This is a genomic window from Paenibacillus hunanensis, from assembly GCF_034055775.1.
Classification (GTDB): domain Bacteria; phylum Bacillota; class Bacilli; order Paenibacillales; family Paenibacillaceae; genus Saccharibacillus; species Saccharibacillus hunanensis.
On record NZ_CP139194.1, the window covers coordinates 668,118 to 691,177 of the forward strand.

The following is a 23,060-nucleotide window of genomic DNA, read 5'->3' on the forward strand; positions in this document are numbered from 1 at the left end:
ACCGACAGCCGAATCTTTTCACTCGTTCTATTGGAAGTAAGGCTTATTTTTGAGTTACTTTACCTTCTGCATCACGTTGTACTTGCATGCCGGAGATTGGAATGTAGCCCAGTTGCGTTACATCGCTCTTTTGAACGTCATCGCTCAGCATGTAGTCGAGGAATGCTTTTGTAGAAGCATCTGGTTCGCCTTTTGTATACATATGCTCGTAAGCCCATACTGGGTATTTACCAGCTTCAACGTTTTCTACTGTTGGCTCTACGCCGTCATAGCTCAGTTCAGCTACGCTGTCATCCAGGTAGGACAGTGCCAGGTAACCGATAGCGCCAGGTGTTTCAGCGATCAGCTTTTTAACTGTACCCGAGGAATCCTGTTGGATCGAACCAGCTGGATCTTCTGTTTTTTGACCCAGTGCATATTTCTCAAATGTTGCACGAGTACCGGAGCTGCTTGGACGGTTGATGATTACGATCTTCTGGTCAGCACCACCAACATCTTTCCAGTTCGTTACTTTACCAGTGAAGATATCAACGAGTTGTTGTTTCGTCAGACCTTTTACGTTAGCATCTTTGTTAGCAACTGCTGCCATAGCAACAACGGCTACTTGATGGTCAACCAGTTCAGCTGCTTTGTCAGCATCCAGCTTTTCAGCAGCGAACACGTCGGAGTTACCGATTGTAGCTTGACCTTCGGACACTTGAGTCAGACCAGTACCACTACCGCCACCCTGTACCTGTACAGAGATGTTTGCATATTTGGAGTCTGCCATGAATTTCTGTGCGACCTGGTCAACCAGTGGTTGCAGTGCAGTGGAACCTACAGCGAGAATCGAGCCGCTATCTGTACTGGTTGCAGCTGCTTCTCCAGAAGCATCAGTACCTGTTGTAGTCGAGCCTGTAGTTGTTGAGCCGCTGTTCCCAGATCCGCAGGCAGCAAGCACCAGAATCATCGTCAGCGTGAAAAGCATAATTGGCAGTTTCTTAAACATTTGTAAAGTCTCCTCCCCCTAATTAAAGGCGCAATACTTGTATGTTTTTGTTGATCACAAAACATATTTTAGGAGTCCAGTGTTAGCTTTAAGTCGTAGTTTTGTAAACTCTGTATTAAAATTTTGCGAAAATGTATACGAAATGTAAGATGAAGATTGTGTTTCTTCTTTATAGAAATTGTCATCGTAGAGATAGAATTGATCTGTATGTGATGCAAAAAACAGGCTGAGGTGAGGTCGGTGAGAAAAGGAATTCGCTTACGCTTACAAACGACGATCACATTGCTCGTCTGTCTGGTCGTCGCGCTGGTGCTGCTTTGCGTGTATATTTTGTACAGCATCGAGGTATCCGGGCAGACGCGTGAAGGGCTGGAGCAGCGCGCCGTCGCGATTGCGCGTACAGCGGCGTATACACCGCTTGTATATGAAGCGCTCGATGGAGAAACTGATCCCCGAGAGGTACAGACGTACGCGGAGCATGTGCGGCATATTAACGGGGTTGAATTTGTTGTGGTCATGAATATGCGAGGTATTCGCCTATCCCATCCAGATCCGGCGCAGATCGGCAAGCATTTTCGCGGTGGAGATGAGGTATCTGCGCTTCACGGACAGGAGACGGTATCGATTGCAGATGGCTCGCTCGGGCGATCGATTCGAGCTTTCGAACCGATCTATAATGCGAATGGCAAGCAGGTTGGTGCCGTCGCGGTGGGGATGTCGATCGGAACGCTGATGACAGCGATTAGTGATAACAAATGGATACTGTACTGGGGAATCGCGTTGGGCGCATTGCTCGGTACGATCGGCGCTGTACTGCTGGCACGCAAGTTCAAGCGACTCATGTTTGGCATGGAACCGGAGCAGATTGCACGTCTGCTGGAGGAACGTAGTGCGATGCTACAATCGGCAAAAGAAGGCATTTTATCGGTCGATCAGCGATTTCAAATTACGCTTGCCAATGCGGAAGCAAGTCGATTGATTGGAGCGGCTGGCGATCGTGAAGGGGACGAGCGGCGCTTTCGCGAATTTTTGCGGTTGTTACAGATGGAACGAGCACTGGCAGGTGAACCGCTCAAGGATGTGGAGATTGCCGCTAATGGGCATCGACTGCTGGTCAATGTGGAGCCCCTTCAGGTGAACGGACAGACCGAGGGAGCGATTGCGACCTTCCGGGATATGACGGAGATTAGCAGGTTGATGGAGCGTTTATCGGGGATTTCGATGTATGCCGATACGCTGCGCGCACAGACGCATGAATTTATGAATAAGCTCCATATTATGATGGGACTGCTGCATATGAAGCAATATGAGCGGTTAGAGGAATACGTACGCGGTATCGTGCCAAGCTTGCAAATGGAAGCAGGTACCGTTAGACAGCAGATCAAGGACCCGGTCGTCGCAGGCTTTCTGATCGGTAAGCTGAGCCGTGCACGCGAGCTGCATGTACGCATGACGTTAAAGGAAGATGCGCTATTACCAGAGTCGGCAGAGCCACAAGTAGCGTATGAGCTTGTAACCATCGTCGGCAATCTGCTCGAAAATGCGATGGAGGCATCGCATCAATCCGCAGAGCCAAAGATCGAGCTGGGCTTCGATTATGATGACGAGGAGCTGGCTGTTACAGTACGCGATAACGGGATCGGCATACCGGACGAGCTACTAGAGCAGATGTATGAGCAGGGCTTTTCTACCAAAGGGCCAAATCGCGGCGTTGGCTTATATCTCGTACGCCGTAGTGTCGATAAGCTGGGCGGCGATATTCGTGTGATCAGTGATGAGCATCAGGGCACGACCTTTGAATTCACGATTCCTTATTCTATCAAGCGTGGTGATTAGATGATTAACGTACTGATTGTAGAAGACGATCCAATGGTAGCCGAAATGAATAAATTCTACCTCGGTCAGGTAGATGGCTTTCACTGTGCAGGCTGGGCAGGCTCTACTGAACAGGCATTGGAGATATTACAACAGCCAGAGCATAGTATCGATCTAGTGCTACTCGATATTTACATGAAAGAGCATAGCGGACTAGACCTGCTTGCCGATATCCGACACGCGAATATCGAGGTGGATGTGATCATCATCTCAGCAGCCAGCGACAAGACAAGTATTCGGTATGCCCTGCAAAACGGCGCTGTCGACTATCTGATCAAGCCCTTTGAATTTGAGCGCCTGCGAGCCGCACTATCCGCCTACCGTGAGCGCCATTCTCTGTTATATAACAGCAGTAGCCTTGCTCAGGCAGAGCTCGATTTACTCACTCAGCCTGGGCAGGCACCGGAAAAAACAGAGCTGGGCAAAGGGCTCGCCCGCGTCACACTCAAGCTCATCTGGGACACGATCAGCGCACACGCCGCTCCCATCTTCTCCAGCGAGGAAATCGCCGGACAAACCGGACTATCCCGCGTATCTGTTGGCAAATACCTGACCGCGATGGAGGAGCTAGGGATTCTGGAGCTGGAAACCACCTATGGCACGATCGGCCGACCTGTCAAACGCTATCGCACTACATCCGGTGCCGATGCGATTATTGGTAAATATATTTGAAGAGCGATAGAGTGAGTGGATAAGCGAACTTGAAAGAATGCTAGTAGCAGAGCCGCTGAAGTGAAAAAAAATTATGGATACGCATGGAGTGGAACTGCTACAGACTGTATGCAGTTCTTTTTGTATGTGATTCCGGATGAACTTCGGTACATAGATAAGTGAGAACAGAAATATATATCTATTCTATATGTCATAACTAACATCCACTTTAAAAAGTTTAAAAAAGATATCGATACTTATAAAAATATTAAAGCGCTTTCAAAAAGTTTACTATGATCTTGTAACGAGCAAGCACCATCACATAAACAGAACGCTTGCCCGACAAAGGAGGTAAACCAAAGATGGAAAAGTCAATTCAGCATCCGATTCATAATCATGTAGAAGAGCGACATGTCCCGGCTAACGAAGGCAAGCTCAAGCTTCCCGCTCCGCTCAAGCAGCTTGGACACATCCGAATCGGAGCGATTCCGCTACTGTTATATGTGCTGCTGGCAGTGATCGTTTTTGCTGCGGCTGCGCTAGGGGAGTTGCCTAACGATATGATCGGCGGTCTGGCTGTCATTATGGTGATGGGTGTGCTGCTCAGTGAGCTGGGCTTCAAGCTACCGTTGCTCAAGCATATCGGCGGGCCAGCGATTCTATCGCTGATGGTTCCTTCGTTCCTCGTCTTCTGGCATGTATTGAATCCACCAGTGATTGACTCGGTGCAGACGCTGATGAAGACATCCAACTTTTTGTACTTATATATATCGTGTCTGGTGGCAGGTAGTATTACTGGCATGAACCGTAAAACATTAATTCATGGCTTTATTCGCATCTTTATTCCGATGATTGCAGGTACACTGGCAGCGGTCGCGGTTGGTCTGGCGGTAGCAATGCTGTTCGGCTACAGTGCGTATCATGCCTTTTTCTATATTATCGTACCGATCATTGCAGGTGGAGTAGGCGAAGGCATTCTGCCGCTATCGATTGCCTTCTCGCAAATTCTCGGTGGTGAATCGGCAAGCTATGTTGCTCAAATGATTCCAGCCGCTGTGATCGGAAATGTATTCGCGATTATCGGCGCAGGCGTATTGAAAAAAATGGCGGATCATAATAGCGCCATTACGGGCAATGGCGTATTGGTCAAAGAGAAGAATGGTACAACGATGAGTGGTAGTGTATATGATGGCTTAAAGCCAGATTTTACCCTGATGGGAGCGGGATTACTGTTTGCGTGTGGATTGTTCATTACCGGGCACTTGCTGTCTCCGTTTGTTGGCATTCCGGGGCCGATTTTGATGATTTTTGGTGCGGCACTGCTCAAGGTGAGCAATCTGCTGCCGACAAAAATCGAACAGGGTGCCTACCAGCTATATAAATTCGTTTCCGGTACGTTGACGTGGCCGATCATGGTGGGACTGGGGATTTTGTACATTCCACTGGGTGATGTGGCAGCGATTCTATCGATTTCGTACATTCTCGTCTGTGCGTCGGTCATTCTAGCGATGATCGTGAGTGGTTATGTTGTCGGGAAGTGGGTACGGATGTATCCGGTGGAAGCGGCGATTGTTACCGGCTGTCGAGGTGGTCTGGGTGGAACGGGCGATGTAGCGATTTTATCCGCTTCCGGTCGAATGGAGCTGATGCCTTTTGCACAGATTTCCACTCGAATTGGCGGGGCGCTTACTGTCGTTATTGCGACTCTGCTACTATCCATGTGGGGCTGATCCGTCATGCGATGCAGGCTATGATAGAAGTGGCAGATTGTACTGATGTGGCAAGCCATGTAATGCCGCAAAATCAGCTTGCTCGATTAATGTAATCAACGCTTCACAGATCCATTGCGGTGTTCGCAACACATGAGGCTGATTCCTTTTTACCATTTAGGTTCAACAGCCTTGCTGATGACGATATTAAAATAGAAAAACCGCTCTATACAATCATAGAACGGTTTCTTGATGGTAGCTATTGCTCCATAATTAATCATGAGCGCTGTTGTGTAACGATCCATACGTAATCCATTGTGTTAATAATGATGATAACGAAATTCAGCTTTGGATGTTGCGTACGTTAGAGGAGCTATCGGTTTTATGTTGCTGATTGTTTTGCTTGAAGTCTTTTACCTCTGACTTCACTTCGCTAATCGCAGCGCCTGCTTCGGATTTGAAATCTTGAGCGGTATGCAGTGATTCCTTGATCGCACCGACCACTTCCTGCCCTTTCTCAGCGATTTCATGACCTTTTTCGTTAATCAATGGCCCCTTTTCCTTTACCAGCTCGGATACTTCAGCGAGCTTCTCGCGTACCTTCTGTCCTTGCTGCGGAGCGACGAGTACAGCAACTCCAGCTCCGACGAGCGCACCTGTTACAGCTCCGATAGCAATCGTTTTGGTTGTTTGAGAGTCCATTATTCATTCTCCTTTGCAACTGGTATAGTATAACGACAAATGACATGATTGGAATAAGGAATTCCCCGGAATCATGCCGTTCTGCTTCACTGCATGCTCCGGGGAATCAGTTGTACTATTTACTCAACGTACCGACATTGATAATGCTCGGTGCCTGCTCTGGACGGGAATGCATAATATCAGGCGCTGGTTTGAGAATTGGCGCCTGGCCATAGGCTTTAGGTTGTTGTACGTATTCAAATGTGCCTGTACCGTCCATCGATGGGCCGCTTGCCCACCGTCCGGCTGCACTTTCCTCACCCTGCGAGAAGTTCATGAACTGGTGAGCGACTTCGCGTTTTTCCAGTTCTAGTGGGAAGGATGCAGGCGTGATCGTGCCCTGTTTGGCTTCGATCTCGGAAATAGCGGCCAGCCACTGATTCTGGTGCATTGTATCGCGTGCGATCATAAAGGAGAGCAGATCGCGTACGCCCGGGTCGGTCGTTTGTTCATACAGACGGATGACCTGTAAACGACCCTGAGATTCCGCATTCAGATTGGCACGGAAATCGGACAGCAGATCGCCGCTCGCTACGATATAGCGAGAGTTCCATGGGTACCCTACGCTATCCGATGGAAGGGCGCCCAGACTGGATACGATCGCATGTTGTGGATTCATACCGCCCAGTATGGCTCCAATGGCAGGGTCTTTGGCAGCAGCTTCGACCTGATCGAGCGGTGCGTCATCGAGTAGCTGGGCAATCATCGTTGCAAGCATTTCCACGTGACCGATCTCCTCGGTACCGATATCGAGCAGCATATCGCGGTATTTACTATCTGCACGCGTATTCCAGCCCTGGAACAGGTATTGCATCATGACCGACATCTCGCCATACTGTCCACCTAGCACCTCTTGTAGCTTGCGTGCATAGACGGGATCTGGCTTATCCGGCTTGGCTGTGTATTGTAATTCTTTAATGTGAAAGAACATAATGTAACGCCTCCTTATACTTGGTTGTTATCGCTTGAAGTGGTTCAGGATTTGTACTTGTATGGTGATTTCACTTAAAGTCTGCTAGGTGTCGGGACAGCTACCACGGCACGGCAGCACAATTGGATATCGATGAGCTGCTCTACCGAATCGGCTATAACGTATAACCGCTACTGCCAGACACTAACAATAACGCCTTCCATGGAAAGACTGGTCACGATGGCCATCGCATAACCCTATTAACCATATCATTTCCGAGATAACCGAATATTTGACCATAAAATTGCATTTATGGAATGGAATGTTGTTAGCTCTGCTTTAGCCGAATCAAACAAAAAAGACCGGAGTGAGAGCAAGTAAGCTCGTTCACTCCGGTCTGTATTCATTCTAATTCACTGCTAACCTTCTGTTTAAGATACATGCGGTACAGATGTACGATGCTAATTTTGGCTGCCATATAGATTGGAATAACGAGCAACATTCCGAGGATACCACCCATATCGCCCCCAACGAGCAATAGCACGATGATCGTAAATGGATGAATATCCAGCTGATTCCCGAAAATGATCGGCTCCAGCAGATTGTTCTGAATCAATTGAGCGACAATAACAATGACGATCGACCATACTCCCATCATCGGTGACTCGATCAGACCGACGATCGCTACGGGAACTGCCGACAGAATCGCCCCGATGTACGGAATGAAGTTCAGGAAAAAGGCGAGAAAGACGAGCAGCAACGAGTACGGCAGATCAATGATCAGAAACCCGATATACAGCAGTACACAGAGCGCGAAGTTCACGAGTACACGACCCGCGATAAAGCTGCTCAGCGCATCGTCGATTTCATTTAGCATCGTTTTGCCATCCTTACGGTATTTGCCTGGAAACAACTGCTGCAAGCGAGTCGCCAGCTTGCGGTCGTCCTTGAGCAAATAATAGAGCATGATCGGCACAGTTGCGACGACGAGTACGAAGTTCGATACAAATGAGAACATGCCGGAAATATGCACAGACAGCCAATCAAATACTGTGTTCAGGTACTCGGTTAGCTTTTGCAGCATTTCCGAGCTATTGGCACTACTACCCGCAGGCATAAACTGCTGTACAAATGGTTGTTTTTCCAGAACTTGTACCTGCGCGATAATACTGCGTGTGAAGTCAGGCGCGCTTGTAATAAAGCTTTTCACCTGGTCGCGAAGCGTTGGCCAGCCAATAATGCTGAATACCACCAGAATTACAATCACCAGCAGATAGAGTAATAAAATAGACCACGAGCGCTTCAGCTTTTTCTTTTCTAAATAATTCACGAGCGGACGCAGTGGATAGTATAGAAATGCGGTAATCAACAGCGGTACAATGGTCAGACTAATCAGTGAACGGATCGGTACGAAAATAAAATCAACTAACGTACCCAGATAAATAATGAGCAAAATGAGCGCAACGCCCGCACCGAGGCGGAAAAAGCGGTTTTGCAGCATGCAGGTATTCCCCCTTGAATCGAATTGAGTAGTGTGGAGTGGTAGTGATATTGAGGTGTACATCTAAGATCATATCGCTATATGTATGCTGCCATATGCCGTATTTGCAGGCGGAACATATGGAATCATAGGCAAGCTGCGGCAGTTATCTGTTATATTACGCAGCTCACTTGCAGAACGATTCATCAGAATCTACAAAGCTTCCAATATCACGTGTCTGCTACTTCAGCACCATAGGCTTATATACTTATAAACACAAGCATTGCTTGCCTAATCGCCATCGACAGCACTACAATGGGGGTGTAGAGTTGCTGTAAGCGTATACCTGCTGCTGGATCAACGATTCACGGAGTTAAAATTGCCAGGATCAGACGGACGCATACATCTGCAACTAACTGGATTACATATATGGGAGGGAAAAGCAATGACAATGAACTACAGAAGATTAGGTGGAAGTGGACTGAAGGTAAGTGAGATCAGTCTGGGCAGCTGGCTTACATACGGAGGCTATGTCGAGCGTGAAAATGCAGTGCAATCGATTCGCCGTGCGTATGAGCTGGGCATCAACTTTTTCGATACAGCCAATGTATACGAGCGTGGCGAAGCGGAAAAGGTCGTCGGTGCTACGCTGAATGAATATCCGCGTGAATCGTATGTGCTTGCTACCAAAGTATTCGGCAATATGGGCGATGGCCCTAACGACCACGGTCTGTCCCGCAAGCATATTATGGAGCAGTGCGATGCCAGTCTGAAGCGTCTTGGACATGATTATATCGATCTGTATTATTGCCATCGCTTCTCCCCGGAAAGCCCCATCGAAGAAACGCTACGCGCGCTGGATGATCTCGTCCGTCAGGGCAAGGTGCTGTATGTAGGCGTAAGCCAGTGGACAGCGGCGCAGATGCAAGCAGCCGTCGGTGTCGCCGATCGCTACCTGCTGGATCGCATCGTCGTGAACCAGCCCGTCTATAATATGTTCAACCGTTATATTGAAGAAGAAGTGATCCCGCTAGGTGAGAAATACGGTATCGGTCAGGTTGTGTATTCGCCACTGGCGCAGGGGTTGTTGACAGGTAAATATACATCCACTACGGATATCCCAGCCGATAGCCGCGCCGCTAAGCTGGGCTGGGATGATAAGCGCATTACGGAAGCACGGTTGGAGCAGGTACGCCAGCTGCAATCGATTGCCGATGAAGCAGGCATCTCACTGACACACCTAGCTCTGGCATGGATTTTGCGTCAGGATAATGTATCCAGTGCGCTCGTTGGCGCGAGCCGTCCAGAGCAGGTGGAGCAGAATGCCGGGGCGTCAGGGATTAAGCTGAGTAGTGATGTGGTGGATGCGGTGGAGAAGGTGTTGAGTGGGGAACAGGCTTGATTTTTGCAAGATGATCTAACAGATTGATCATTGTTATGTAAGGGATGGTTGATCGATTTTAATAATAGAAAAAGATATGTATACGATATGCTATCATGCTAAAAGAGCTACAATTAGCTGTTTGCTTGCTAATTGTAGCCCTTTTTATTTAAAGATTATGCAATGAGTAGGAGTAATGGAGGTGTTTGAATGAATCTTGATATGTTAAAAGCAAGAATAATGGAAATGTACATGACGCTGAGAGAGGCTCCGTTCCCGTACAATAATATAAGAGCGATACAGGTCGATTTCAGCGAACAATTTATAGCTTTAGAGAACGCTCTGATTAGTGCTGATTTTAATAATTATGGTATGTTAATTGTAGGAACAGCTAGTTATATCGTGAACGAACGTAGTGAGCATATTCCTGTCAGGCAATTAGAACTGCTAGAAAAAGACTTTTTTGAACGTTTTCCAGAATACATATTTTTGGAATCTCGATTGGCGAGTTATCCTGAATTTCATAAGAAGTATTATGAGCACGAGACGTTACGAAAATTGATTAAGAAATATATACAGCTTACGTAGCCAAAATAAAATAAATTATAGAAGAGATATTGTATTTAATTAAGTCAGGTGATCATATTGAAAATCAGCCTTAAACCATCTTATGGTGTAATTAAGCATAATGAAACAAATGAGCAGCTTGCTCGATTAGTGCATTTATTCGTAGCAGATCATACAAGCTTGTTGTTCTCTTTTTATGAAAGAAATCTTCATCTATATGATGTAGACATACAGAAATTCATCTTAGACAGATGTTTATTTGTTAATTCAAACTGGGTTTTACCGTGGGAAGAAACGATACCGTACTGGGATGAGGGACATACAAGACCTAACATCATTTGGTTTGCTATAACTAATATAGAGGACATAGTAAAGGCAATCGAAATTGATAATCTATTCAAATGTGTAATCCTTGAAAGGGGAAAGGAATTTGATCAGTATTCTAATGTCCTGTTCCATGAGGAATATCATCCTTTGATCGATGAGGAAGATGATTATGATTATTATCTAGGATTTACGAATAAGGAGGAATTTTTCAATAAAGTACAGCCTAGAATTACAGGGGATTTTGACTTGAAGGGGAAAAGCCATAATGTCTGGAAAACAACAAATCAAAGCCTGTGTGAATGATTCTAATCATTTACGCAGGCTTTGATAATCTTTTTTTGCCTTACCCTTTCACTTCTACATCAGCACGTCCATCCGGCAACGGCACCCCAAACTCCGGCGTTCCATCTGCCTTCCAATTCACTACCTGCGCACGCGCATGACGGTTTGGATCATACAGCGGATCGCCTACAATCTCCTTATAATTCCGGGCATGGTATACGATAATATCCGTCTCGCCATCGGGCGATACGGTAAAGCTGTTATGTCCCGGCCCATATTGTCCATTCTCTTCATTCGTCTGGAATACGGGCTTTTCCGACTTTGTCCAGCTTGCTGGATCAAGCAGATCGGCATTCTCATCCGCAGTCAGCAGACCCATGCAATAATTATAGTCTGTTGCACTGGCAGAGTAGCTGATAAATAAGCGACCGTTGCGATGCAGTACAGCAGGGCCTTCGTTTACCTTGAAGCCGATAATCTCCCAATCGTATTCTGGTGTCGAGATCATGACCTGTTCGCCGCGCAGTGTCCAAGGATTTTCCATTTCGGCGATATACAGATTAGAATTGCCTACGATATCCGGGTCTTTTTGCGCCCAGACGAGGTAGCGGATACCTTTGTGCTCGAAGGTGGTAGCATCCAGTGCGAACGTTTCCCATTTTGTGCGAATCTGTCCTTTTTCTACCCATGTGCCTTCCAATGGATTGGCAGATTCATTTTCTAATACATACATACGATGATCGAACAGGCCGTCATTTGTCTCGGCTGTACGTGCAGCAGCATAATGGATGTACCATTTCCCATCGATATAGTGAATTTCGGGTGCCCAGATGTTGGCGCGATTAGCTGGCTTTCTCCATGCGACTACAGGTGTAGCCTCGCGTAGCTCTTCCAGTGTTTGGGCACGGCGAATTTCGATCAGGTCGAATTCGGGAACGGAAGCAGAGAAGTAGTAGTAGCCATCCGTATGACGGTATACCCACGGATCTGCGCGTTGCTCCAGAATAGGGTTATTGAAGGTAATGGAAGTTGCGTTGGTCATGAGAGTAGTCCCCTTTCAAAGTGGATGAATTATAGTTGTTTCTGTATACCGTTTTACCAGGTTTTTCATTGTGAGAACTATTCCATAGGAACAGCACCACAAGCATGAGGAATTGCGAATATTGCCTATTTGCAGTCTTACTTACGGGCAGCCTGAATTTGTTTGCCCCACACCGCAATACCGTGGTCGTTCATGCCTGTCATCACCAGCGCTGGCTGATTGCGCTCCCAATCCCAGGCAGGTAACAGCTTCATTTCCTCGGTGGATGCACCGCCCCACGGACTTTCTGTCCATGTCAGTGTCATCGTCTGCTTACCGTCAAATGTCCAGGTGCCAGCGCCTTGCTCGGCTTCGAGCTTGCCTTTGTCGGTGAGCGTGTACGGTAGCGCCTGTACCTGTCCATCGACAGACGGGTCGATCGCCATGCCTTCCCATGTACCGGCTAGCATGGATGCAGGGATGTTTTGCTCCTGTTCCCCAGCATAGCGTTCAGGTGAAACGACCGGCCAGCCGCCACTCGTCCAGAGCATTTTGCGTACATGCAGATACGGCCAGTGCTTGTCGGTTTCACCGCGAGCATGGTGAACGATGTAATAGTCTTCGCCATCCTCCAGCACAGAATTATGACCTGGCGCAACCCAGCCTTCTCCCTCGGAGAAGCGATAGCCACCGAGTAGCTTCGTACCGACCTCATATTGTGGCAAATGCTCGGTATCAAGTAGATCTCTGCCATTGGCATCGGTGTATGGACCTGTAATAGAATCTGAACGCCCGACGCGCACATTGTAATCCTCAAATAGTGAATCATAGGAGACGAACAGGTAATACTTTTTAAAGGTCGGATTATAAACGATATAAGGGCCTTCTACTGCACCATCTGCGCTGGCGCGATCTCTAGCGGCAATACGTGTACCGTAGCCGTCTTCCTTGAACTTGCCTGTGTCTGGATCAAGCTCGGCAATATAGATTCCATCGAAGAATGAGCCATATACCATCCACATCTTCCCGTCTGCATCGACGATTGGATTGGCATCGATCGCATTGAGACGATCTTTTTCTTGAGCTGCGGTTTTGACGACGATGCCTTCATCTATCCATGGGCCTTCGGGTGAGGTGGACGTCTGTAAGCCGATGGCCGACTGTGTACTGCCAAAGCTGGAAGCGGAATAATACATTCGATATGTATCGCCAACCTTGATCACATCCGGTGCCCAGAGATTGGTGGCACCTGTCCATTCGAGTGCTTCCTGCGGAATGCCTGGTAGCGCCTGACCGACCCATGTCCAGTTGATCAGGTCAGGCGATTTGCGTACCATGACGCCAGGCTTCGGTTCGCCAGCAACACGCACATCGGTGGAATAGACGTAGTAGCCCTGATCGGTTTTGATAATCGCTGGATCATGGGCATTGTTCACTGTCCATTCCGATTCGTCGTTCAGGATGGACGTGTCGTATAGCTTTGTATCCTTAGGTGCTTCGGGAAATGTAGGCGGTGGCGTTGATTCCTCTTCTCCACCACAGCCTGTCGCACCGACCACGAATAACAGCATCAATGCCGCCATGCTTTTGTATGATTTCACACCCATCTTCCTTTCCCGTTATCCTTTTACGCCAGAGATCGCAACCGACTCAATAATTTGCTTTTGGAAAATAAGGAACACGATCAGTACCGGCAATAGTGCGACGATTGATGCCGCCATAATGAGCGGATAGTCCGTTTGGATTGCATAGGTCGCGTTAAAGTTGGCTATCACGAGCTGTAGCGTCTGATTTTCCGGCGAGTTCAGATAAATGATCGGTGCCAGATAATCGTTCCAGATCCCCATGAACCAGAGGATCAATTGCGCCGCTACCGCAGGCTTGATCAGTGGGAAGGTGATGCTGGAATACAGACGGAAGTAGGAGCTACCGTCGATTTTGGCGGCTTCGATGATCGCATCCGGTACGCTCAGCAGATACTGACGCAGGAAGAAGATCATGAACACATTACCGAACAGACCCGGTATGATCAGCGGTAACAGCGTATCCACCCAGCCCAGCTTCGAGAACATCATGAATTGTGGAATCATTAGTGTTGGATACGGAATCATGATCGACGTGAGCAAAGCGAGAAAGAGCTTGCCCTTGTGTGGGAATCTGAGCTTTGCAAAAGCAAAGGCAGCGATACTGGATGTGAATGTACCAATAACCGTAACACTGACCGCTACGATCAGACTGTTCTGAATACCGCTCAGCAGAGGCCCGGCTTCCCAGATTGCTGCATAATTGCTAAATTGAAATACTTCAGGAATCCAGATAGGCGGTAGAGCGAATACATCCTGCTTCTCCTTGAGAGAGGTGGATAGCATCCAGAGGAGCGGTGCGATCATCGCCACCGCGCCGATCAAAAGCACGATAAATATGATTGAATTTGTTAATTTTCGTTTTTGACTGTAAGACATGCTGGGTTTGCTCCTTTCCTGGTTCATCAATCTCCATCGTAGGCCGAACGTTCATTCATTTTGAATTGCACCAGAGTAATGATAAAGATGAAGATACCAAGAATCATCGCCATTGCGGAGGCATAGCCCATTTGCAGGTTACCAAATGCCTTTTGCCAGATATAGAAGACAATCGATGCCGAAGAATACTCGGGACCGCCCGTAGGTGTCATAATGTTCATCTCGGTAAAAATCTGAGAGCCGCCAATAATGTTCGTGACGACGAGGAAGAACGTAACCGGCTGTACCATCGGCCAGGTGATATTGCGGAAAATCTGCCAGCCATTCGCACCGTCCAGCTCCGCCGCTTCATAATAAGTGCGCGAGATGCTTTGCAGTGCTGCCAGATAGAGCAGCATCGTATAGCCCAGACCTTTCCAGACGGTCATGATGATCAGCGCAGGCTTAACGGTGTCTTTATTCGCAAGCCAGTTCGGGCCTTCAATGCCAAACAATGCTAGAAACTGATTGACCAGTCCGTAGTCTCCGTTATATGCCCAGTTCCACATGATGGATACGGCAGCAAGCGAGGAGATGACCGGTATGTAGTAAATAACGCGAAATGTCGTCGTACCCGGAATTTTCCGATTCAGACCAAGTGCCAGTAGCAGTGCGAGCAGCAAGCCGATCGGGATGCCAAGCATCAGGAAAAAGGTGTTAAACATCGCTTTGTAAAACAGATCGTCAGTCAGCAGATCCTTATAGTTGTCCAGGCCGATAAAGTTCATCTGACCGAGTCCATCCCAATCGGTAAACGAGCCGTAGAGAGAGTAGAGGAACGGGAACAGGACAAAGATCAGAAAGCCGATCAACGGAGGTAAAATAAACAAATATCCATAAATCATTTCCTTACGATACAAACTGGATTTGATATTCATGACGGTCACCCCTGTTTCTAGTATGAGCAGGTGGGATGTATGGAACTTTCCAATGCTCGTGTGGACGATGGCAAAATAGGTGCCAGCAGCACATGTCCAGGCTGCTGGCATTACCTTTCGTGCTACTTGTTCATGTGCTCTTGCTACGTAAAACTACTTTTTCGAACGATTTTCCTGTTCTACTGCTTTATCGAGCAGCTTTTGCATCTTCGGCTGTTGCTGCTTCACATAGTCTGCCGCTGTCATTTTACCGTCCAGTACAGGCTGGATATCAGTAAAGAATAGATCGTACCACTCGGAGTTGTACGTGTAGTTGGCTGGAAGTGCGCGGCCATAATCGTCGATAATATTGATGAATTCTTGCTTATTAGCTGGCTTGGTGGACTTGTCGCTTGCCCATGTTTTCGCCATATCGAGCAGGTTTGGAATTTGTACCTTTGCATCTACCAGCTGTTGCATACCTTCTTTGGAAGCAGTCAGGTAGTTGACCAGTTCTGCTGCTTCTTTTGGATATTTGGTTTTGGCAGATACACCGATGCCAAGTGAACCGATCCAGGTTGCTGGTTTGCCAGTGGAGCCTACCGGATATGGAATCAGGTCATAGTCGAATGGCAGCTTTTCAAATGTACTCATATCCCACGGGCCAACAGGGAAGAACGCCATCTCACCCTTCATCCAGCGCTGATACGTATCCAGTGTTTGTGCTTCTTCAATCGAAGGTGTGATTTTGTACTTGTTCTGCATATCAGCAAAAAATTGCAGCGCTTCGGCGAACTTCGGATCGTCGATCGTTACTTTTGTTTTGCTAGCATCAAGCCAGTCTGCACCATTACTCCAGACAAAGGCTTGCAGTGCCCACTGTACGTTAAAGCCTGTACCGAATACATCCGGTTTACCGTCTCCGTTCGTATCCTTCGTTACCTGCTGGTTTACTTTCACGAACTCTTCCCAGGTGTATGGCTTTTTCGGGTCTGGTAACGGAATGCCTGCTTTTTCAAGCAGTGTTTTGTTGTAGCCAAGTGCGAATGGCCCCAGATCCTTTGGCATGCCGTAAATGTCGCCTTTACCTGCCATCTGACCATCGTAGCGGTACAGATCGACACCATATTTCCAGATATTCTTGAGGTCGACGTCCTTATTATTCTCTACATATGGAGTCAGATTCATCAGCACATTGCTGTTCACATATGCCTTCAGATCCCCTGGTCCAAAATAAAATACGTCAGGCATACTGTTACCAGTGATCGCTGCTCTGATTTTAGTTGCATACTGGTCAGCAGCGGTTACGATGATTTTGACCTTCACATCAGGGTGCTTTTCTTCGAACTTTTTCACAACGGCTTGATAGGCCTTTTGCTCATCTGTTCCACCGCGGAACATAAAGGTTAGCTCTTTTTTGCCACTGCTGGAGCCGCTATTGCCACCACAGCCTGCCAGTACAAGGGCGCTTACGAGCATAAGTAGCATACTCGTCACCCAGAATTTTTTCGTAAACATAACGATACCTCCTGATCCGTATATGTAACCGTATACAAAATAGTAAAAGATTGAGGAACAACAGATGCCTGCTTTTGAGCGTACAGGGATCAACATCAGCCGATAGCTACATAGTATAGTCTGGTTCTGTGGCGATGTGAGTCGAAATGGGTTGTGATAATAAGTTGTTAAAAGATTAAATATAACATTATCTCATTCCGCAATGACGTAAGCTGGTTGTCCGCAGAGCCATCGTCCAATGCTGATCCCTTATTCATTTAGTAGGTAGGCCAGCCACTGGAATCCCATAATAGATCACTGATCAATAGCTTTGGATTACCATTGTCGGTCGCATCGTAGGCATGACGTGCAATAATGTTGCCATTGTAAACGTCCTGACCACCCGGGCCTTTCCAGCGATCATTCCCTGTATCAAAGATTGTGCCGCCACCGTTCAGCATGTTGACACCATTTTTGTCGACATAAGGGCCGGTGATGCTGGTGGAGCGTCCATACACCATTTTGTAGGTGCTATTCACGCCTTTGCAGCAGGAATCGATCGAAGCGAATAAATAATAGTAGCCACCACGGTAAATGATACTTGGTGCTTCAATCGCCCCGTTATTGTTCGGACGTGCAGCGATCGAGCTGATGCTGCCTGTTGGCTTCATCGTATTCTTATCCAGCTTCACAATCTTCAGGCCGCTCCAGAATGAACCAAATGCCATCCATGGGTTGCCTGCTGCATCAATCACCAGATTCGGATCGATCGCATTGTAATTGTTAGCACTTGTCGATTGAAGAACGATACCCTCGTCCTTCCACTGTCCTGCACCGATACTGCTTGCACTTGCCAGACCGATCGCTGAACGATTTTCGCCAAAGGCGGAGATGGAGTAGTACAGCCATACTTTACCGTTATACTGCTGGATATCCGGTGCCCATACATCCATTTGTTTATGATTAGGCACGGCTGTTTTCCACCACGCTGGCTCGCTCAGGAAAATCTGTGGTACGCGATACCACGAGGTGCCATTGTCTGACTTCAGCACCTGTAGACCAGGTCCAGTAGAGAACGTATACCACGAATTGCCTTCCTTGATGATCGAAGGATCATGGACTGCGATATCACCCGACAAACTCCAGAATGCTGCAATTGCCCGCGACTGACCGGTTAGCATCATAACGACAACAAGGAATAGCGGCAAAGCTAAGCGTACAACCTTAAATCCTTTCGTCTTGCGGATTTTTTCCAAATGGAACGCCACCTCTCTGGGGATGATCATGATTTGGTTTAGTAAATGCTGAATCAATTTAGATATAATCACATTATAAAAGCGGTTACATGATATTTCAATGGTATATTTTAAATATATATTAATCAGTTTAGATTGATATATTGATGGTTTACAAATCGAAAAAGGGATGAAATTGCAAAAAGTAGCCGTTTTATAAGGATTTTAAGCTTTTTTGCTTTATCTTTCTTTCCTGTTTGTAATGCTTTATAATTATCTGAAATAAAACATAAATGTGCATAGTCTAAAATGATAGGCTTTGCTCAGAACGGAGAAAGGACATCCATCTATGATTTATATTAAGGACCTGATGTCAGGCGTTAATATTTTCAAGGCGCTTAGTTCGGAGATTCGTATTCAAATTATCGAGCTGCTTGCACAAAATCAGAGTCTCAACCTGAATGATCTGGCAACCAAGCTCGGACTGAGCAACGGTGCCATCACCATGCACATCAAAAAGCTAGAAGAAAGCGGCCTGATCGAGATCAATACGGCTGTAGGCAAGCATGGCATACAAAAAATATGCTACCTCAACGAGGAAAAGCTCATGGTCGACCTGCGCTCCAAAGAAATTCATAATCGCTATGAGGTTGAGATTCAGGTCGGTCACTACAGCGATTATCAGGCAGCGCCAACCTGCGGTCTGGCAACGCGCGATAGCATCATCGGTGAATTCGATGACCCACGCTACTTTGCCGATCCACTACGCATCGATGCCGAGATGATCTGGCTAAACGATGGCTATCTGGAATACCGCATCCCCAATTATTTAAAGCCTAACCAGACGTTTAATGAAATCCAGCTATCCATGGAGCTAGGCTCTGAAGCGCCTGGCTTCTGCGATAACTACCCGTCTGATATTTTCTTTTACATTAATGGAAAACAAATCGGCTGCTGGACAAGTCCCGGTGATTTTGGCGATACTCGCGGCACGTTCAATCCCGACTGGTGGCCACCACACCTTAACCAGTACGGTATGCTCAAGCTCATCCGAATCACCCAGGACGGCAGCTACATCGATGGCTGCCGCATCTCCGACGTCACCCTGAGCGACATCGACCTGGACTACAAAAGCAACATCCATTTCCGAATCGCCGTAACCGACGGCCCCGCCAACAAACGCGGCCTCACAATCTTCGGCAAAAACTTCGGCAACTACGGCCAAAACCTGCTCGCAAGAGTACTGTATGACGTAAAGGATGACTAGGTGATCAATTCACAGTAACGACATGCCCATAACAAGACCTATCACTCATAATCATCCCTACCATATTGAAGCGCATGTAGTGTAGCAACGTCATCGTACCGATGATATATGACAACGCGCGCACTAAAGCCAGATCATAACTGAAAGTGAACGACAGCAATAGGATAGAACGACCATGAATAAAGCTGGATAAACAGCAACAAGCCAGACCATAAACAAAGCAAAGCACGAATAAAACAAGTCAAGTCGCTCTATCTTAATTCCTTAGAAAACAGCTAGCAGATCGCCCAGCTTCCACACTAAACCAAACACCAAACCAAGAGAATCGCACCTGGCTTTTTTCAAGCTCTTTCTCTTCTCAAACCCTTATTCAACCCACCTCACTACAGGGTAAATAAAAGTAAATACAAACCCCAAAAAGGAGTGCATCCAGCACTCCTTTTATTTTAAAAAGATAGTAAACACTATTAAAAAATGCTGAACATTTTACATGATAAAGACCTTAACTGCGAAGAACTTAAATACAAAGACCTTAACTGCCACACACCCTAAAGATGAAAACAATATTACGCTTGCTGCGAAAGCACACTTCTATGATGGCAACAGCACAGAACGGAGGGAAGGAAATAAGGGAAAAGGACGCCTTTGGAGCCCAGGAATCTACCTTCACTCCTAATCCGTAGATTTCTGGGCTCCACCGAAGGACGTTCCCTTATTCCTTACCGGAAGTGGATGATGCTCCCCCACACAATCTGCTAAATACCACCCCAGTAAAATTTTTTCCATCCCCACCGATAACCATTATCACTTTAATTTCTAAAGCTATTGACCCGAATTTAAAATGGATTTATACTTATTCTAAAATCAAATTAAGGGAATGATCCATGTGAAAACCATCAATCTGACGACACAGCGTAAAGCTGTATATGATATCGTCTATCATGCTGATGATCACCCGACTGCCGCTGACGTCATGAATCGGTTGGTAGAGCGTGGTCATAATTTCGCTTATGGAACGGTATATAATTCGCTTCGCTACCTAACTGACAATGGATTGATCCGCGAGCTCAAGCTTGGTGAGGCTGCCAGCCGTTACGACGGTAAAATGGATGATCACCAGCATATTGTATGCGAATCCTGTGGTCGAGTAGACGAGGTTATGACAGGTGCACCGCTTCAATGGTATGCAGATGTAGCGGAGGAGACCGGGTACGATGTTCATCATGCACATGTTGTATTTAAAGGAGTGTGTACTGAATGCAAAAACAAATCGAAAAAGTAATTGAGAATGATTATCTTTCTGGTTCCCATTCAGCACTGAACTGGGGAACAGTGACCGATGAAGTTGATGCCGATACGATGGGGCTTGCTTGTCCAGTGACACGCCGCGTCGTAATTATTAGTCCAACTCCGAGCCGTGTGCACGAGCTGACACGCACATTATCCGATAGCTGCTTTGATGTGATGGTATTCCATCGCTGGGAAAATAGTGGCTCCGGTGCGATCAGTGCAGACCTGTACATCTTCGATATGATCTCATCGGCAGGCAGTACCGACATTGAACAGGCAAAGTCACGCATAAATGAGAATAATTCTCATGTGCCTGCAATCTTCCTCGTTCGTGAAGAGATGCTTGCGCTGGGGATGAAGGAATGGACAGAAGAAGAATTGCTCATCTGGCCAATGCGTCCACAGGAAGGGCTGTATCATGTGGAGCGTGTTATTCGTTCAAGTGCTAGCCGTCCGGTAGCTCCGGCTGCTGATGATGCACAGCATCGTATTGTGTTCAAGGATCTGTGGATCGATCGTAAAAAGATGACCGTTTACCGTGGTCAACGCCGTATCGATCTGACCAAAACAGAGTACGATCTGCTGCAAATGCTAGTGGAGAGCGAGGGTGGCGTCCTGTCACGTGAGCAATTGATGAGCGAAATCTGGGGCACGCAGTTTTTCGGCGGTAGCAATGTGGTAGATGTGCACGTCAAAAGCTTGCGTAAAAAGATCGGAGATAATGCGTCCGCACCGCAATACATTGCGACTGTGCGTGGTGTAGGATACCGTTTGGCAGATTAATGATGGAATAGACGGATAATCCAGGCACGTCGATATCGAGGGCGCCTGATATGTCCTGAACCACCTGTTAAGATAATATTTGTTCATTTGCTTGATATAACAAGCATACACATATACGATATCGCTCTGTCGGAAGCAGAAATGACGCTTCTGAGGCAGAGCGATTTTATTTTTATTTTCATATGTCAATCGATTGACATATACCCTGGTCAGCCGTTATTATAAAGCTGAATTTAAAATGTAAACGCATTCATTAATGGAGGGGGTTGCTACATGCTTAAAAAAGTTGCGCCATGGCTGGCTCTGCTGCTGATCCTGTCGCTCTTGGCTGCTTGTTCACAGGGAAAAGGGAAATCTGGAGCGTCATCCGATGCGAATGGTGAGGTCAAGCTGACATTTTTCAATACGTCTGCTGAGGTGAACAGTGTATTTGAGAAGCTGTTTGAAACTTATCATGAGCAGAATCCAAAGGTAACGATTGAATTGATTCCGACACCGATCGGTGGGGCGCAGCTAGAAAAGTTTCAATCCCTCCTCGCTTCAAACAACCCACCAACCATCTCCAACCTTGATCCAGGGACGATTTTGCAATACAAGGATAAGTTCCTTGATCTCGATTCGGAAAAGTCGAAGTATGAAGGATTGACGAAGGCAGGCGCAGTAGAAAATGCACTATTAGACGGCAAGTTCCTCGGTATTCCGTGGACAGCTCAGGGCTATGGTCTGCTGTACAATAAACGTGCTGTAGAGGAAGCGATCGGCGGTACATTTGACCCGGCATCGATCAAGACGCGCGATGATCTGGAAGCACTTTTTCAAAAGATACAGGCAGCAGGTAAGGCGCCCGTTATGCTTCACGGTGCAGATTGGTCGCTCGGTGCGCATTATCTTGGGCTGACGTATTCTCTACAGTCGAAGGATGTGAATACGAATCTGAAGTTTGTCAAAGGGCTGGAGGACGGTACGCAGTCGCTGGCGAATAACGCTGCTTTTAATGGCTTGATGGATACATTTGATGTATTGAAAAAATATAATGCCCGTAGCAAAGACCCACTCACTGCGGATTACAACAAGGATAGCTCTGATTTTGCGAAAGGCAATGCGGCGTTTTATTTTATGGGCGACTGGACATGGGCGGTCATTGGCTCCCTGCAAGGACGCGATCAGGACTTTGGTGTGATTCCTGTGCCGATCAGCAACAATCCAGCTGATTATGGCAATACGCAGATTGCCTATAGTGAGCCAAAGCTACTGGCGATCGATAATTCCGGTTCTTCTCCAGCACAGCAGGAAGCGGCGAAGAAGTTTATCGAGTGGCTGGTGACGAGCGATGAAGGGCAGAAGGCGATTGTGTCCGACATGGGGCTGGCGCTACCGTACAAGGATGTGAAGGTGAAAAGCACGAATGTGATCTCTAATGCGGTGAACGAATACGTCGATCAAGGGAAAACGATCAATATTGGTGTGATCAACTATTTGCCGCAGGATTACTGGGCAAAAACAGGGGCATCGATGCAGAAATATCTGGCTAATGTGATCGACCGTCAGGGCTTGATCGATGAGGTGCAGGCATACTGGAAGTCGCAAGCAGGTAAATAACGCCGTGCGCTCGCTCACAGGTAGAAGTGGACTGGAATAGGTACAATTTACGATGTGCCTGTGAGCGAACCAGCGGTAGGATGACGGCTGAAAGAGAGG

The 23,060-nt window shown here is 47.1% G+C and carries 20 protein-coding genes; 10 read left to right on the top strand and 10 right to left on the bottom strand.

What is annotated here, in order from left to right:
* Positions 1 to 43: 43 nt before the first annotated feature.
* Positions 44 to 988, bottom strand: coding sequence for a phosphate ABC transporter substrate-binding protein (locus SK066_RS02620; protein ID WP_188774256.1), 945 nt, complete (start codon positions 986 to 988; stop codon positions 44 to 46).
* 240 nt (positions 989 to 1,228) lie between these two features.
* Between SK066_RS02620 and dcuS the strand changes: the two genes are divergently transcribed.
* The 3 genes from dcuS to SK066_RS02635 all read left to right on the top strand — a co-directional run bounded on the left by dcuS (position 1,229) and on the right by SK066_RS02635 (position 5,244).
* Positions 1,229 to 2,824, top strand: a complete 1,596-nt coding sequence (gene dcuS, locus SK066_RS02625) for a DcuS/MalK family sensor histidine kinase (protein ID WP_320543542.1) — start codon at positions 1,229 to 1,231, stop codon at positions 2,822 to 2,824.
* Positions 2,825 to 3,535 (top strand): response regulator, encoded by a 711-nt coding sequence (locus SK066_RS02630; RefSeq protein WP_320543543.1) that lies wholly within the window; start codon positions 2,825 to 2,827, stop codon positions 3,533 to 3,535. It begins immediately after the preceding gene.
* 341 nt (positions 3,536 to 3,876) lie between these two features.
* A complete protein-coding gene (locus tag SK066_RS02635) occupies positions 3,877 to 5,244 on the top strand; it encodes a 2-hydroxycarboxylate transporter family protein (protein ID WP_320543544.1) in 1,368 nt (455 codons plus the stop codon).
* Between the two features lie 321 nt (positions 5,245 to 5,565).
* Here the strand turns inward: SK066_RS02635 and SK066_RS02640 are convergent, their stop codons facing one another.
* From SK066_RS02640 to SK066_RS02650, 3 genes are all read right to left on the bottom strand, one after another.
* Positions 5,566 to 5,925: a YtxH domain-containing protein gene (locus SK066_RS02640; protein ID WP_320543545.1), complete on the bottom strand. Its 360-nt coding sequence runs from the start codon at positions 5,923 to 5,925 to the stop codon at positions 5,566 to 5,568.
* Between the two features lie 115 nt (positions 5,926 to 6,040).
* Complete coding sequence (locus tag SK066_RS02645) at positions 6,041 to 6,895, bottom strand: manganese catalase (protein ID WP_320543546.1); 855 nt, start codon at positions 6,893 to 6,895, stop codon at positions 6,041 to 6,043.
* A gap of 382 nt (positions 6,896 to 7,277) precedes the next feature.
* Entirely contained in the window at positions 7,278 to 8,375 is a 1,098-nt protein-coding gene (locus SK066_RS02650; protein ID WP_320543547.1) for an AI-2E family transporter, read from the bottom strand.
* A gap of 430 nt (positions 8,376 to 8,805) precedes the next feature.
* Between SK066_RS02650 and SK066_RS02655 the strand changes: the two genes are divergently transcribed.
* The 3 genes from SK066_RS02655 (at position 8,806) to SK066_RS02665 (ending at position 10,932) form a co-directional block, all read left to right on the top strand.
* Entirely contained in the window at positions 8,806 to 9,756 is a 951-nt protein-coding gene (locus SK066_RS02655; RefSeq protein ID WP_320544785.1) for an aldo/keto reductase family protein, read from the top strand.
* 189 nt (positions 9,757 to 9,945) lie between these two features.
* On the top strand, positions 9,946 to 10,323 hold the full coding sequence (locus tag SK066_RS02660) for a YxiJ family protein (RefSeq protein WP_320543548.1): 378 nt from the start codon (positions 9,946 to 9,948) through the stop codon (positions 10,321 to 10,323).
* Positions 10,324 to 10,371: 48 nt separating this feature from the next.
* Positions 10,372 to 10,932, top strand: a complete 561-nt coding sequence (locus tag SK066_RS02665) for a hypothetical protein (protein WP_407673736.1) — start codon at positions 10,372 to 10,374, stop codon at positions 10,930 to 10,932.
* Positions 10,933 to 10,972: 40 nt separating this feature from the next.
* Here the strand turns inward: SK066_RS02665 and SK066_RS02670 are convergent, their stop codons facing one another.
* From SK066_RS02670 to SK066_RS02695, 6 genes are all read right to left on the bottom strand, one after another.
* A complete protein-coding gene (locus tag SK066_RS02670; protein ID WP_320543550.1) occupies positions 10,973 to 11,953 on the bottom strand; it encodes a glycoside hydrolase family 43 protein in 981 nt (326 codons plus the stop codon).
* 137 nt (positions 11,954 to 12,090) lie between these two features.
* Positions 12,091 to 13,506 carry an arabinan endo-1,5-alpha-L-arabinosidase gene (locus SK066_RS02675; RefSeq protein ID WP_320544786.1) on the bottom strand — a complete coding sequence of 472 codons (1,416 nt, stop codon included), beginning with the start codon at positions 13,504 to 13,506 and terminating at the stop codon, positions 12,091 to 12,093.
* A gap of 45 nt (positions 13,507 to 13,551) precedes the next feature.
* Complete coding sequence (locus tag SK066_RS02680) at positions 13,552 to 14,394, bottom strand: carbohydrate ABC transporter permease (RefSeq protein WP_250344464.1); 843 nt, start codon at positions 14,392 to 14,394, stop codon at positions 13,552 to 13,554.
* A gap of 26 nt (positions 14,395 to 14,420) precedes the next feature.
* Positions 14,421 to 15,311, bottom strand: a complete 891-nt coding sequence (locus SK066_RS02685) for a carbohydrate ABC transporter permease (RefSeq protein ID WP_188774241.1) — start codon at positions 15,309 to 15,311, stop codon at positions 14,421 to 14,423.
* Between the two features lie 153 nt (positions 15,312 to 15,464).
* Entirely contained in the window at positions 15,465 to 16,808 is a 1,344-nt protein-coding gene (locus tag SK066_RS02690; RefSeq protein ID WP_188774240.1) for an ABC transporter substrate-binding protein, read from the bottom strand.
* 257 nt (positions 16,809 to 17,065) lie between these two features.
* Positions 17,066 to 17,971, bottom strand: a complete 906-nt coding sequence (locus SK066_RS02695; protein WP_320544787.1) for an arabinan endo-1,5-alpha-L-arabinosidase AbnA — start codon at positions 17,969 to 17,971, stop codon at positions 17,066 to 17,068.
* Between the two features lie 400 nt (positions 17,972 to 18,371).
* Here SK066_RS02695 and SK066_RS02700 point away from each other — a divergent pair, with 400 nt between their 5' ends.
* The 4 genes from SK066_RS02700 (at position 18,372) to SK066_RS02715 (ending at position 22,961) form a co-directional block, all read left to right on the top strand.
* Positions 18,372 to 19,289, top strand: a complete 918-nt coding sequence (locus tag SK066_RS02700) for an ArsR/SmtB family transcription factor (RefSeq protein ID WP_188774239.1) — start codon at positions 18,372 to 18,374, stop codon at positions 19,287 to 19,289.
* A gap of 886 nt (positions 19,290 to 20,175) precedes the next feature.
* Positions 20,176 to 20,571, top strand: coding sequence for a Fur family transcriptional regulator (locus SK066_RS02705; protein WP_188774238.1), 396 nt, complete (start codon positions 20,176 to 20,178; stop codon positions 20,569 to 20,571).
* A complete protein-coding gene (locus SK066_RS02710) occupies positions 20,547 to 21,362 on the top strand; it encodes a winged helix-turn-helix transcriptional regulator (RefSeq protein ID WP_188774237.1) in 816 nt (271 codons plus the stop codon). Before SK066_RS02705 ends, SK066_RS02710 begins: the two co-directional genes overlap by 25 nt.
* Before the next feature lie 273 nt (positions 21,363 to 21,635).
* The gene (locus SK066_RS02715) at positions 21,636 to 22,961 is read left to right on the top strand and encodes an ABC transporter substrate-binding protein (protein ID WP_320543551.1); all 1,326 of its coding nucleotides are present in this window, start codon (positions 21,636 to 21,638) and stop codon (positions 22,959 to 22,961) included.
* Positions 22,962 to 23,060 lie beyond the last annotated feature (99 nt).

Excerpts from the sequence above, each read along its gene's own strand:
- SK066_RS02695 (WP_320544787.1), bottom strand. The coding sequence starts at position 17,971 with ATGATGCTAACCGGTCAGTCGCGGGCAATTGCAGCATTCTGGAGTTTG.
- SK066_RS02640 (WP_320543545.1), bottom strand. The coding sequence starts at position 5,925 with ATGGACTCTCAAACAACCAAAACGATTGCTATCGGAGCTGTAACAGGT.
- SK066_RS02620 (WP_188774256.1), bottom strand. The coding sequence starts at position 988 with ATGTTTAAGAAACTGCCAATTATGCTTTTCACGCTGACGATGATTCTG.
- SK066_RS02700 (WP_188774239.1), top strand. The coding sequence starts at position 18,372 with ATGATTTATATTAAGGACCTGATGTCAGGCGTTAATATTTTCAAGGCG.
- SK066_RS02685 (WP_188774241.1), bottom strand. The coding sequence starts at position 15,311 with ATGAATATCAAATCCAGTTTGTATCGTAAGGAAATGATTTATGGATAT.
- SK066_RS02635 (WP_320543544.1), top strand. The coding sequence starts at position 3,877 with ATGGAAAAGTCAATTCAGCATCCGATTCATAATCATGTAGAAGAGCGA.
- SK066_RS02645 (WP_320543546.1), bottom strand. The coding sequence starts at position 6,895 with ATGTTCTTTCACATTAAAGAATTACAATACACAGCCAAGCCGGATAAG.
- SK066_RS02650 (WP_320543547.1), bottom strand. The coding sequence starts at position 8,375 with ATGCTGCAAAACCGCTTTTTCCGCCTCGGTGCGGGCGTTGCGCTCATT.
- SK066_RS02710 (WP_188774237.1), top strand. The coding sequence starts at position 20,547 with ATGCAAAAACAAATCGAAAAAGTAATTGAGAATGATTATCTTTCTGGT.
- SK066_RS02655 (WP_320544785.1), top strand. The coding sequence starts at position 8,806 with ATGAACTACAGAAGATTAGGTGGAAGTGGACTGAAGGTAAGTGAGATC.
- SK066_RS02660 (WP_320543548.1), top strand. The coding sequence starts at position 9,946 with ATGAATCTTGATATGTTAAAAGCAAGAATAATGGAAATGTACATGACG.
- SK066_RS02690 (WP_188774240.1), bottom strand. The coding sequence starts at position 16,808 with ATGTTTACGAAAAAATTCTGGGTGACGAGTATGCTACTTATGCTCGTA.
- SK066_RS02715 (WP_320543551.1), top strand. The coding sequence starts at position 21,636 with ATGCTTAAAAAAGTTGCGCCATGGCTGGCTCTGCTGCTGATCCTGTCG.
- SK066_RS02670 (WP_320543550.1), bottom strand. The coding sequence starts at position 11,953 with ATGACCAACGCAACTTCCATTACCTTCAATAACCCTATTCTGGAGCAA.
- SK066_RS02680 (WP_250344464.1), bottom strand. The coding sequence starts at position 14,394 with ATGTCTTACAGTCAAAAACGAAAATTAACAAATTCAATCATATTTATC.
- SK066_RS02630 (WP_320543543.1), top strand. The coding sequence starts at position 2,825 with ATGATTAACGTACTGATTGTAGAAGACGATCCAATGGTAGCCGAAATG.